10 protein-coding genes and 2 pseudogenes are annotated in these 11,946 nt (G+C 33.1%); all 12 read left to right on the forward strand.

All coding sequences use genetic code 11. The annotated features are described in order from the left end of the window. Positions 1 to 672, forward strand: a 672-nt coding sequence (locus HMPREF1863_RS08705) for a recombinase zinc ribbon domain-containing protein (RefSeq protein ID WP_198142744.1), incomplete at its 5' end; no start/stop codon positions are given. 71 nt (positions 673 to 743) lie between these two features. Further along, positions 744 to 1,382 (forward strand): TetR/AcrR family transcriptional regulator, encoded by a 639-nt coding sequence (locus HMPREF1863_RS08710; protein WP_004835143.1) that lies wholly within the window; start codon positions 744 to 746, stop codon positions 1,380 to 1,382. Between the two features lie 122 nt (positions 1,383 to 1,504). Then, positions 1,505 to 2,101 carry an MptD family putative ECF transporter S component gene (locus tag HMPREF1863_RS08715; RefSeq protein WP_019125108.1) on the forward strand — a complete coding sequence of 199 codons (597 nt, stop codon included), beginning with the start codon at positions 1,505 to 1,507 and terminating at the stop codon, positions 2,099 to 2,101. After that, positions 2,034 to 2,804, forward strand: coding sequence for an energy-coupling factor transporter transmembrane component T family protein (locus tag HMPREF1863_RS08720; RefSeq protein ID WP_425484720.1), 771 nt, complete (start codon positions 2,034 to 2,036; stop codon positions 2,802 to 2,804). The genes HMPREF1863_RS08715 and HMPREF1863_RS08720 overlap by 68 nt, the downstream gene beginning before the upstream one ends. Then, the gene (locus tag HMPREF1863_RS08725; RefSeq protein ID WP_044565602.1) at positions 2,789 to 4,258 is read left to right on the forward strand and encodes an ABC transporter ATP-binding protein; all 1,470 of its coding nucleotides are present in this window, start codon (positions 2,789 to 2,791) and stop codon (positions 4,256 to 4,258) included. The genes HMPREF1863_RS08720 and HMPREF1863_RS08725 overlap by 16 nt, the downstream gene beginning before the upstream one ends. After that, a complete protein-coding gene (locus tag HMPREF1863_RS08730) occupies positions 4,248 to 6,038 on the forward strand; it encodes an ABC transporter ATP-binding protein (protein WP_019125105.1) in 1,791 nt (596 codons plus the stop codon). The genes HMPREF1863_RS08725 and HMPREF1863_RS08730 overlap by 11 nt, the downstream gene beginning before the upstream one ends. Next, positions 6,031 to 7,776: an ABC transporter ATP-binding protein gene (locus HMPREF1863_RS08735; protein ID WP_034439153.1), complete on the forward strand. Its 1,746-nt coding sequence runs from the start codon at positions 6,031 to 6,033 to the stop codon at positions 7,774 to 7,776. Before HMPREF1863_RS08730 ends, HMPREF1863_RS08735 begins: the two co-directional genes overlap by 8 nt. A 26-nt stretch (positions 7,777 to 7,802) precedes the next feature. Continuing rightward, positions 7,803 to 9,155: an MATE family efflux transporter gene (locus tag HMPREF1863_RS08740; RefSeq protein WP_034439151.1), complete on the forward strand. Its 1,353-nt coding sequence runs from the start codon at positions 7,803 to 7,805 to the stop codon at positions 9,153 to 9,155. A 311-nt stretch (positions 9,156 to 9,466) separates the two neighbouring features. After that, positions 9,467 to 9,882: pseudogene (locus tag HMPREF1863_RS08745) on the forward strand (sigma-70 family RNA polymerase sigma factor). Positions 9,883 to 10,400: 518 nt separating this feature from the next. Next, positions 10,401 to 10,460: an erythromycin resistance leader peptide gene (locus HMPREF1863_RS09515; protein WP_223420714.1), complete on the forward strand. Its 60-nt coding sequence runs from the start codon at positions 10,401 to 10,403 to the stop codon at positions 10,458 to 10,460. 57 nt (positions 10,461 to 10,517) lie between these two features. Further along, the gene (gene erm(A), locus HMPREF1863_RS08750) at positions 10,518 to 11,249 is read left to right on the forward strand and encodes a 23S rRNA (adenine(2058)-N(6))-methyltransferase Erm(A) (protein ID WP_000810833.1); all 732 of its coding nucleotides are present in this window, start codon (positions 10,518 to 10,520) and stop codon (positions 11,247 to 11,249) included. Positions 11,250 to 11,454: 205 nt separating this feature from the next. Beyond that, positions 11,455 to 11,916, forward strand: a pseudogene (gene tnpA, locus HMPREF1863_RS09015) (IS200/IS605 family transposase). The last annotated feature ends 30 nt before the right edge of the window (positions 11,917 to 11,946 follow it).

An 11,946-nucleotide genomic window follows, 5' to 3' on the forward strand; every position in this document is an offset into this window, starting at 1 on the left:
ATGCGAGTCCAAGAAGAAATGGATAGACGAGCTAATATGGTGAGCGGCAAAGGAAAGAGAAGAATTTATTCAAGCAAATATGCCCTTTCAAGTATTGTCTACTGCTCTAAATGCGGGGATATTTATAGGAGAATAGCATGGAACAACAGAGGGAAAAAATATACTGTTTGGAGATGCTGTACAAGAGTAACCCATGGACCAGACGCATGTGAAGCAAGAACCATAAGAGAAGAAGACCTACAAGAAGCAGTCGTAGAAGCCATCAATCAGCTTATATCTGAAAGCAGTGAATTAAAAGAAATAATTAAAGAAAATATAGAAAAAGCCATCACAGGTGATGGAAGTAGTCAGATAGAAGAAATAGACAAAGAAATGCTTGAGGTACAAGAAGAACTTTTAAAAGTAGCTAATGCAAAAAAAGACTACACAGACCTTGCAGATAGAGTGGAAGAGTTAAGAAATGAAAAAGAAAAGATACTTCTAAATATAGCGGAAGAGAAGAATGAACAAAACAGACTAAAGGAATTAGAAGAGTTTTTAGATAATCAGGAATTGGAAATAGAAAGCTACGATGAAGACTTGGTAAGGAAACTTGTAGATAAGGTAGTTGTATATGATGAGGAACTAAAGATAGTGCTCAAGTCAGGAGTTGAAGTCAATGTATGTGTATAAATATCTTGACTTTCAAATATAACATGTGCTACAATATAACTAAGTTATATTTGAAGAAAGGAGGGCAAATCGTGGCAAACGGAGATTATGAAGTAACTCATAATAGGATTCTTAATAGCGGTAAGAAAATTTTCAAAGAACAAGGATTTGAAAAGGCAAATTTAAGAGCTATTTGCAAAGAAGCAGGTGTTACTACTGGGGCGTTTTATGGTCATTTTGAGGATAAGGAAGCACTTTTTTCTGAGTTAGTTGAGCCGATTGTAAGCCAAATACGAAAATACTATGCTATGTATGAGGATGAGAGTTTTGAGACATATAAAAAGGAAGTTCCACTTGGGAAAGAAACCATTTATAAAATTTTAGACTCTAAAGCACATGGTGCTGTTAAGATGGTCTTGTATTTTTTTGAAAATAAAGATGCATTTGAGTTATTAGTGTTTGGTTCTTATGGAACAAAATACAGTAATTTTTTAGATGAACTCGTGGAAATAGAAGATAAAAATCACATCAAAATATTAAGCATGATTTATGGTGAAGATGGTGTCGGTAGTGTAATAACCGATATGGGAATTCACTTAATTAACCATGCATATTATTATGCTTTATCTGAAGTTGCTGTTCATTCTAAAAGCAGAGAAGAAGTAGAATTAAATGCCAAACTAATTTCAAAATTCTTTAATGAAGGATGGGGCAAAATACGAGGTTTGTAAAATGGAAAAATTTTTGCATCAAATATAACTTAGTTATATTAAAGATTTAATTTTATATAAATTGGCAACATGCTGTTTTATAAGCAGATAAAAAATATTATATGTATTCAAGGAGGAGAAAAATGAATTTAAAAAGTATTGTAAAAATAGCAGTATTTTCTGTTATTGGTTTTGTATTAACAATGGGATTGGGACTTTTGACAGGATCGTTTGGAATGATTCCGAGTTTGTATTTATCATCGGCACTTCCAACAATAATTGCCGCGCCAGTTTTTGTAATAATGTGTAAACAAGTCGCACAAAGAGGAACAGCATTCTTATATTTCTTATTACTCGGCGTGTTCTATGCTCTTATGGGAATGTGGCCTGTAATAGTAGTTTGTGCAATTGCAGGAATATTAGCAGAGCTTGTGATTGGTAAAAAGGAAAATTACTCAGACAAAACTATGAAAGTAGGTCTTGGTTTTGGTGCTGGTATGTTTATATATTCGCTTCATGCGATGTATTTCACATTCGTATTTGGTGTAGAAGGTCTTACAAAACAATTCCCTAAGATGTTTACAACAGACTATGCAACATTTCTTTATAATTTTTACACCCCTAAAAACATTGCAATTTGCGTAGTGATCGCAATCGTTGCATCAATTATTGGTGCTAATTTTGGAACATATATTTACAACAAATTCTTTAGCAACAGGAAGAAAAAAAGTGTTTTGTAAAGGTGAAAAAAATAATATAAACGAATACCAACTATCAGATAAAATCAACCCGCTTACTATAGTTGGGTTGATTTTACTATTTTCAGTTATTCTAACTGTTGGAGAGCAATCACAATATTTATTTTCCCTTATTTTTGTCTTAGGACTATTATTCTTATTTTCTATAAGAAAGGCATTTAGAACGATATGTTCATTGCTTATAGTATGGGGGCTTATTTATTTGCTGAAACCACACTTAGGAAATGTTTTGGTTGGTTCTATATATACAATGCTACTTATAGTGTTGAAATTTGCTCCACTTTTCATTTTGGGAAAAGTTCTGTCCTCATATAGTTCTTCGCATCTAATGGCTGCATTTAGAAAAATTGGAATTGATGGTGGAATAGGGATAGGAATTACAGTATTCTTTCGTTTTATTCCGGAAATCTCTATTAGGATGAAGGAAATAAACAATGGCATGAAAATTAGAGGATTTAAAGCAAGTATTTTCAAACCAATTAAAACATTTGAATTATATTTTGTTCCTCTTATGTATAAGTGCATAGATATAAGCGATACCTTAACTTGTTCAATCATATCAAAAGGTATTGAATATGATGGACAAAAAACAAGTTTTCATGAGGTGAGATTTACATTTATTGATATAGCAATGATGATCGGAGGAATGATTTTGTTGGGGGCGAGTTTATGGAAAATATTTTAGAGGCAGAAATCAAATCCTTTCATTATGGAGAAGATTTGATTTTGAAAGATTTAAAAATGTCTGTAAAGAAAGGCGAAATTATAGTCTTAACAGGTCTTTCAGGATGCGGAAAAACGACACTTTTAAGACTACTAAACGGGCTTATTCCGTCATTTTATGACGGTGATTTGGACGGCGAAATTAAGATTTTAGGGAAGGATATAACTACTTATAAAAAGGGAGAGTTAGCTAAATATATTGGCAATGTATTTCAAAATCCTAAGGATCAATTTTTTTGTGATGTAGTTGAAGATGAAATTGCTTTAGTAGGTGAAAATTTGGGATTAGACAGGGACACCCTAAAAGAAAAAGTTGAAAAAGCAATGGACTTGTTAGGAATAAATCATATTAGCAAAAAATCCATTTTTGAATTATCAGGGGGAGAAAGGCAAAAGGTGGCGATAGCAGGAACACTTATTTATGATACAGACATTATCTTTTTCGATGAACCTTCAAGTAGCCTTGATTACGATAGTATAAAACATTTCAGTGAAATACTTATCAGATTGAAGACGATGGGAAAGACAATAATTATAGCGGAACATAGGCTCTATTATTTAAAAGAGATTTTTAGCAGATTGATTTATATAAAAGACGGTACAATATGTGATGTTTTTCCGAATGGTAGTCTTAGTAATGATAAATGTAAGGAACTTGAGTTAAGGACACTTAATGAAAGAGAATTGATATCAGAAAAAGAACCTATTGTGGCTAAAAGCTGTATCAAAGTAAATAAAGCCTGCATTCATCAAGGCAAAAGAACTTTGATAGAAGAATTAACTTTTGAGCTTGGAGAAAGCGAAATAATGGGAGTGATTGGTTCTAATGGTATTGGGAAAAGTACTTTGGCAAAAGCATTATGTGGTTTATCTGAAAAATATTTGGATGTCAGCTATGGACAGAAACAAAGAGAAAGACTTAGAAATTCATATTGCGTGTTACAAGATGTAGATGCTCAGATTTTTTTAGACACAGTAGAAAATGAGTTGATATTTTGTAAAGATAAAAACTCGGAAAATGATTTAGAAAAGATACGAGAATATCTGAAAGATACAAACCTGTGGCATAAAAAAACCAATCATCCGCAGAAACTATCCGGTGGACAAAAACAACGACTGGCAATTATTACTTCATTTTTATCCGGTCGTAAGCTGATAATTTTGGATGAACCAACATCGGGACTTGATTATAAAAGTATGAAAATTATGTCCGATTTAATTACAGAAAAAGCAAAGGAGATTCCAATTATAATAATTACTCATGATTTAGAACTGTTATTTAAAACCTGTCATTCCGTCTTAATGCTCGGTGATAATGGTTATAAAAAAATATCTGTAAAGGGAAATGAAGCGTTAATCATGGATTTTATGGATAAAAAAGGAAATTTATTGAAGGAGGAGAATGATGTTAAATAAGGTTTTTGAGTATGCTGGTTCGCATAAGAAAACAATACATTTAGCGAGTTTTATTATGCTATTAAGTGTCATTATGGGAGTTGTGCCATTTCTATTTGCTTATCAGATTATAAATCCCTTGATTTTAGGACAAAATTTGGAATTCACAAGGTTAGTTATTTTGCTTGCCGGTATTTTGATATGTTTGGTTTTGCAAGCATTATTAGGTGGTTTGGGTCTTAATATGTCCCATAAGGCAGCATATAACACATTATTTGGACTTAGAACATCTCTACAAAAAAAGATGGAGAATCTTCCCTTAGGAGCTATTGAAGAAAAGGGAACAGGTGCTATTAAAAAGATGTTTGTAGATGATATTGGTAGTTTGGAAGTTCTTTTGGCACACTCATTGCCTGAAGGAATTGCCAATTTAATTGTGCCTGTAATGGTATATATTGCAATGTTTTTCGTTGATTGGAGACTGGCACTTATGTCTTTGGCATCCATTCCACTAAGCATTGTCGCTATGATGATTATGTATTCCGCAGGAATGAAAAAAATGGGACCATATTATATGGCGAGTGGAAAAATGAATAATACCATTATTGAATATGTGAATGGTATGGAAGTAGTAAAAGTGTTTAACAAGCAAACGGAATCATATAAAAGATTTTCTAAAGATGTTGGAGATTATAGAGATTATGCACTCGCTTGGTATAAGACTGCATGGCCATGGATGGCATTATACAGTGCCTTACTTCCATGCACGATTATATTAACATTGCCGCTTGGAGGTTACTTTGCTTACATGGGCTATGTTAGTCTTTCTGATTTGATATTGGTATTATGCCTATCTTTGAGTATTGGCTTACCACTCTTAAAGGCTTTGGGATTTTTACCAACGATGCCACAGCTTAATTATAAAATATCTGCATTGGAAGATGCTTTAAATATAGAACCATTAAAACAAGGTGAAAACAAGTTTAAAGGTATAGATCATACTATTTCCTATGACAATGTTACATTTGGTTATCAACTAAGCAAGATGGGAGAGAATGGACAACCTGAAACATACATTAAAAATGTGATTCATAATGTGAGCTTTACAGCAAAAGTTGGAGAAAAGACAGCCATTGTTGGAGAATCAGGCTCAGGTAAAAGCACCTTAGCGAAACTCTTAATTCATTACTATGATGTTTTAGAGGGAAGTATTAGCATTGGAGGACAAAATTTACAGGATATGAGTCTTAAGGCACTGAATAAAGAGATTTCTTATGTGTCTCAAGACCAATATTTATTTAATACTTCACTCTTAGAAAATATTCGTATCGGAAATTTGTCAGCTACCGATGAAGAAGTGATAGAAGCTGCAAAGAAAGCTCAGTGTATGGAATTTTTAGATAAGCTCCCAAATGGTATTTACTCTTTGGCTGGCGAGGCAGGAAAGATGTTATCAGGTGGAGAAAGGCAAAGAATATCATTAGCGAGAGCTATTTTGAAAAATGCTCCGATTGTTGTACTTGATGAGGCAACAGCCTACGCAGATCCGGAAAATGAAGAAAAAATGGAAGCAGCTATTCGTGAACTTGTAAAAGGAAAAACATTGATTGTAATTGCTCATAAACTTCCGGCAATTGTAGATGCAGACCAAATATTGGTAATGAATCATGGTCGTTTAGTTGCAAATGGAAAACATAATGACTTGTTAGAATCATCAGCAGACTACCGTAAATTATGGGATGCGACACTATTTAGTAAAGATTGGAAAATCAGCAGAAAGGAAGGTGAAATGAATGTTTAAACTAATATCAAGAATTTTAAACTTGTCAGGAAAGTATAAAAATAGAATTAAAGGGGCATTTGTTTTTGCCTTTATTGAATCTGTTTTAAGTAAAATGCCTATTTTTATTGCATTTACTGTATTGATAGGATTTTATGAAAAGACAATATCACCGAAAACATTCTTGTATGTAGGAATAGGACTTGGTTTGGTAGTGTTGGTACAGGCATTGGTTCATTTTTTAAGCGATAAATTGCAAAGTGCTGCTGGCTTTCTGATTTTTGCAGATAAAAGGATGGAGCTTGGAAATCACCTTAGAAAACTTCCTATGGGATATTTCACATCAGGAAATTTAGGAAAAATCAATTCTGTTTTAAGTTCAGATATGTCATTCATTGAGGAAGTATCCATGAGTACCATAGCTAATATGATGAGTTATGTGCTTTCAACCGTTGTGCTTACTATATTCATGTTTGTTTTAGATTATAGAATAGGTCTTGTGTCTGTGTGTGTAACTCTAATAGCAACATTACTTGCAAGCAGAATGAATAAAATGTCTTTATCTGAAGCTGTTATCAGGCAAGAGCAAGGAGAGAAGCTAACAGATGCAGTTTTGTCATTTGCAGAAGGAATTAGTGTAATCAAAAGCTATAACCTTTTAGGAGACAATTCAAAGGCTCTTACAGATAGCTTTGCTTCATCAAGAGACACTTCTATAAAGTTTGAAAAGAAGATGACACCTTGGACAAGCGGATTGAACATTATTTATGGTATCGGAATTACTTTTATTTTGGCACTTGCTTTGTATCTTCATTTACAAGGAATGTTGAAACTTCCTTATGTGTTAGGACTGATACTATTTGTATTTGACTTATTCAGTCCATTAAAAACTCTTTATGGAGAAGCAAGCAGGCTAACAGTTATGAATGCTGCTTTAGATCGTATTGAAGAAGTATTAAATGAAACAGAACTACAGGATACAGGTAAAAAACATCTCTTAAAGGCTAAGTTTGGTGAGCCGGAAATTAGTTTTAATCATGTGAAATTTTCTTATGGAGAAAAAGAGGTTTTGCATGATATGAATTTTGAAATGAAAAAGAATACAATGACAGCTTTAGTTGGACAGTCCGGAGGAGGAAAATCTACAGTAGCAAATCTTTTGGCAAGATTTTGGGATGTAGACTCCGGTGAAATTTTGATTAGAGGGGTGAATATAAAGGATGTTTCGCTATCTGAATTGATGTCGGAAATTAGTATGGTTTTCCAGAGAGTGTATTTGTTTCAAGATACGATTTTTAACAATATTGCCATGGGGAAAGAAAATGCGACGAAAGAAGAAGTTATAGAAGCTGCAAAAAAAGCAAGATGCTATGATTTTATTATGGCACTTCCTGATGGATTTGACACAATGATTGGAGAAGGCGGAGCAACTCTATCCGGTGGTGAAAAACAAAGAATTTCTATTGCTCGCTGCATATTAAAAGATGCTCCTATTGTAATTCTTGACGAGGCAACAGCAAGTGTTGATGTGGACAATGAAAGCTATATACAGGAAGCAATCAGTGAATTGGTAAAGAATAAAACATTATTAGTTATCGCCCATAGATTAAATACTATTAGAGATGCCGATAGTATTATTGTAATCAAGGAAGGGAATATTGCAGAACAAGGAACCCATAATGAGCTAATTGCTTTAAATGGGATTTATAAAAATATGGTAGAGCTCCAAGAAAAAAATAAAGGACTAAAAATTATATAAAAATTGGTCTAAGAGAGGAGAAGGCAATGAAACAAGATATGAAAGAACAATTATTAACAAAAAGACCGATAGATTTACTCTTTCAGTTATCTATTCCGGCAGTTATCGGAATGATTGTTATCGGTCTGTATCCGTTAATGGACGGAATATTTGCAGGGAAAATTATAGGACAGACAGCAATGACTGCCTGTGGTGTCGCAATGCCACTTACCTTTTTCAACAGCGGTGTTTCAACTTTACTTGGTGTAGGTTCTGCATCTGTACTTTCAAGAGCAATCGGTAAAGGGGATCAAAAAACTGTAGATAAAATTATGGGTAACCTAATCTATTGGGTGATTTTCTTCTCTGTAATTATTACAGTTGGAGGAATACTTCTTGCTCCGCATTTTTTAGATATGGTCGGTGCAACGGGTGAAATCAAAGCCTATGGTATTAGATACCTTAGAGTAATTTTTATAGGTTCTCTATTTGTAAACTTCACACAGTCCGCAAACATGGTTATGCGTGGCGAAGGACTGATGAAAAAAGCTATGACGATTATGGGACTTGGAGCATTACTGAATATCATTCTCGATCCGATTTTAATGACAGTTATGGGTGAATATGCGATTGAAGGTGCTGCCCTTGCAACCATCACAGCACAATTTGTTCAGGCAGTGGCAACACTACATTATTTCTTGAAAAAGAGTAAAGTTGTTAAAATCCATAAGATAAAGTCTGATGCGGAAATTAAAAAAGAAATGTTTTCTGTCGGTTCATCCGCTATGATGATGCAGCTTTTGTTTATGATTCAACAGACTATGCTCTATAAAATGGCATTTAAGTATGGCGGAGATACCAATGGAATTTTGATGGCGGCATCACTTCGTGTATATGCCTTTTCATTTATTCCTCTTTGGGGAATGAGTCAAGGCTTACAACCTGTTGTTGGAACAAACTTTGGAGCAAAGCAGTATGACAGAGTAAGACAGGCTATGAAGGTCTTTTCTATTGGCGGTTTAGTTCTTGCAGCAATCTTTTGGATTCCGTCTTTATTGCTTTCAAGTCAAATACTATCTTTATTCGGTGTAGAAGCAAACATCATTGCACAGGGTGTTGGAAACTTTAGATTGTTCTATTCCGTATTTATTTTGTATGGAGTAATGGTTATGACTGTTACTTTCTTCCAATCAATCGGAAACGGAAAGAAAGCTGGGATAATCGTAATGCTTAGACAACTGTTTTTGTTTGTTCCTGCCATGATTTTATTGCCAATGATATTTGGAGTAAAAGCTGTTTGGTTTACACAGCCACTTGTTGATTTCATTATGATTGTTGTTGGCGTTTTCATGATGATTGGGGAACTGAATAAAATGGGGAAAGAAAAAGTTCAAGCGTAAAATTTCTTATTAGGTGTTTAGAATTTGAAACATTAGAAGGACTTAATTTATGGAAAATAGTTAGCTATAAAATGGAGGGATAGAAATGGAAAAGTCTATATATTTATTTGAAAGAATAAACCACAATAAAAATAGTCCTTTTTCCTATAAGCTTTATAGCTGTTTGTCTTTCCATATGCTCGTCTAAACAATTAAATATAATTAAAGGAAGAACAAGTTTCTTTCGTTTTAGAGGACTTCTTATGCCAAGGTGCAGGAGTCCTCCTTTTTTTGTTTTAAAACGCAGACAAAAAGAAATGGAGGAAGCATATATGCCAAAAAAATATTACCTTTATATCAACGGACAAAAGGTCAAAGTCAGTGAAGATATTTATAAAGTCTACTGGCGAGAAAGAGAACACGAAAAGTATTTGGAGCAGGTGGAAAGAAAAAATCACTTGCTCTTTTTTCATCATTGGATCATGACGGACATTTTGTAGATAATATTGTTGATGAAAGTGTTGATGTAGAAAAGATTGTTGAAACACAGATGATGATTGAAGCAGTCAGAAATACAATTTCAAGACTCAATGCAGAAGAAAGGGGCATCATTGAGCGTTTGTACTTTCAGGATGAAATTCTTTCGAGTATTACAAGAATAAAGAAAGTGAGTTATCAAGCTATACAATGGCGTAAGAATAATATATTGAAAAAACTGAAGTTGTTATTAGAAGATTTTTTAAGATAATCGACTTGTAGATAAGGGCAGATTTTCCATTATAAAGTAAAGGTGATATAGGGCTATTTTTCTTTGCTTATTAATAGTATATTATGTAATGAGAGAAGGAATTTATATCATAGATATGTTCCCACATACAAGGCTTTTGAAAAAATTACAATTTTATCCATACTGACCGATCAAGCCACGTTGAAGCAGCAATTCTGATGACGTATTGTGGTTTGGACAAGGAATAATAGGAGTCAACCACAACATGTAGTGGTTTGAGTACGAAAATTGGGTCAAAAACAGGCTAAAAAATACCGTTTTTTGACCCTTTTAAATAGGGCATTTGACAGATGACATTTGATGTTTCGGGATTAAAAATCCATAGGGTGAGGTAGATTAGCACAGAACTTTATTGAATAGAGAAATTAAAAGTGATATAATCAGTTGCATAAGGAGGAGTTAAATATGTGTACATGTATTGCAGTAGTAGATATTACTTTATCTCATTTATAATGAAAAAAATTAAAGGAGGTAAAGGTATGGGTATGTTTTCTATATTTGTTAATGAGAGATTTCATTATCAACCAAACCAAAAATAATTGGTTATAATGAGCTCTTAAGATTAGTTCATTATAACCGGCAAGGAGAAGGTTATAATGAAACAGAAAAACCCGAAAAATACGCAAAATTTCATTACATCTAAAAAGCATGTAAAGGAAATATTAAAATATACGAATATCAATAAACAAGATAAAATAATAGAAATTGGGTCAGGAAAAGGACATTTTACCAAGGAACTTGTGGAAATGAGTCAACGGGTGAATGCTATAGAGATTGATGAAGGTTTATGTCATGCCACGAAAAAAGCAGTTGAACCTTTTCAGAATATAAAAGTTATTCATGAGGATATTTTGAAGTTTAGCTTTCCTAAAAATACAGACTATAAAATATTTGGTAATATTCCCTACAATATTAGTACTGATATTGTAAAAAAGATTGCTTTTGATAGTCAAGCGAAATATAGCTACCTTATTGTAGAGAGGGGATTTGCTAAAAGGTTGCAAAATACCCAACGAGCTTTAGGTTTGCTGTTAATGGTGGAAATGGATATAAAAATTCTTAAAAAAGTGCCACGAGCATATTTTCACCCTAAGCCTAATGTAGATTCTGTATTGATTGTACTTGAAAGGCATAAACCATTTATTTTAAAGAAGGACTACAAAAAGTATAGATTTTTCGTTTATAAATGGGTAAACAGGGAATATCATGTTCTTTTTACTAAAAATCAATTAAGACAGGTGCTGAAGCATGCGAATGTTACTGATCTTGATAAATTATCCAATGAACAATTTTTGTCTGTTTTCAATAGTTACAAATTATTTCAATAAATTAAAAATAATTAAGCGTTCTCTAACTTTAAGAGAACGCTTAATCTTATTGTCCACTTAAGTGAGTTGAGCGAACGAAAGAGAGCGAAACAAAAAACCACCTGCTATGCAGGTGGAGGGATTTAGCTTTAGCTTCAAGCACCAAGAAAACCTCCTTAAAGTATAATTGTGATAGTCACATGCACAATTAAACAAGGAGGTAATCATGGATAAAAATACTTTATCGCATACAAGCTGGAGATGCAAATATCATATAGTTTTCGCACCAAAATATAGAAGACAAGTAATATATAGACAATTAAGAAAAGATATAGGAAGTATACTTCGAGAATTATGTTCAAGAAAAGGAATAACAATAATAGAAGCAGAACTATGTCCAGATCATGTTCATATGTTGGTATAAATTCCACCGAAATACTCAATATCACAAATAATGGGATATTTAAAAGGAAAAAGTTCATTAATAATATTTGATAGACACGCCAACTTAAAATATAAATATGGAAACAGACACTTTTGGTGTAGAGGATATTATGTAGATACAGTGGGAAGAAATGAAAAGAAAATAAAAGAATATATACAAAATCAATTAAAAGAAGACTATTACACAGACCAAATAAGTATAAAGGAATACTATGACCCGTTTACGGGAGAGGAAGTCAAATAAAAACAAATAAAAAAACTGCTTAAGCAGTAG

The sequence above is a fragment of the Aedoeadaptatus coxii genome (assembly GCF_001553115.1).
Lineage (GTDB): Bacteria > Bacillota > Clostridia > Tissierellales > Peptoniphilaceae > Aedoeadaptatus > Aedoeadaptatus coxii.

Excerpts from the sequence above, each read along its gene's own strand:
- HMPREF1863_RS08715 (WP_019125108.1), top strand. The coding sequence starts at position 1,505 with ATGAATTTAAAAAGTATTGTAAAAATAGCAGTATTTTCTGTTATTGGT.
- HMPREF1863_RS08725 (WP_044565602.1), top strand. The coding sequence starts at position 2,789 with ATGGAAAATATTTTAGAGGCAGAAATCAAATCCTTTCATTATGGAGAA.
- HMPREF1863_RS08740 (WP_034439151.1), top strand. The coding sequence starts at position 7,803 with ATGAAACAAGATATGAAAGAACAATTATTAACAAAAAGACCGATAGAT.
- HMPREF1863_RS08730 (WP_019125105.1), top strand. The coding sequence starts at position 4,248 with ATGTTAAATAAGGTTTTTGAGTATGCTGGTTCGCATAAGAAAACAATA.
- HMPREF1863_RS08735 (WP_034439153.1), top strand. The coding sequence starts at position 6,031 with ATGTTTAAACTAATATCAAGAATTTTAAACTTGTCAGGAAAGTATAAA.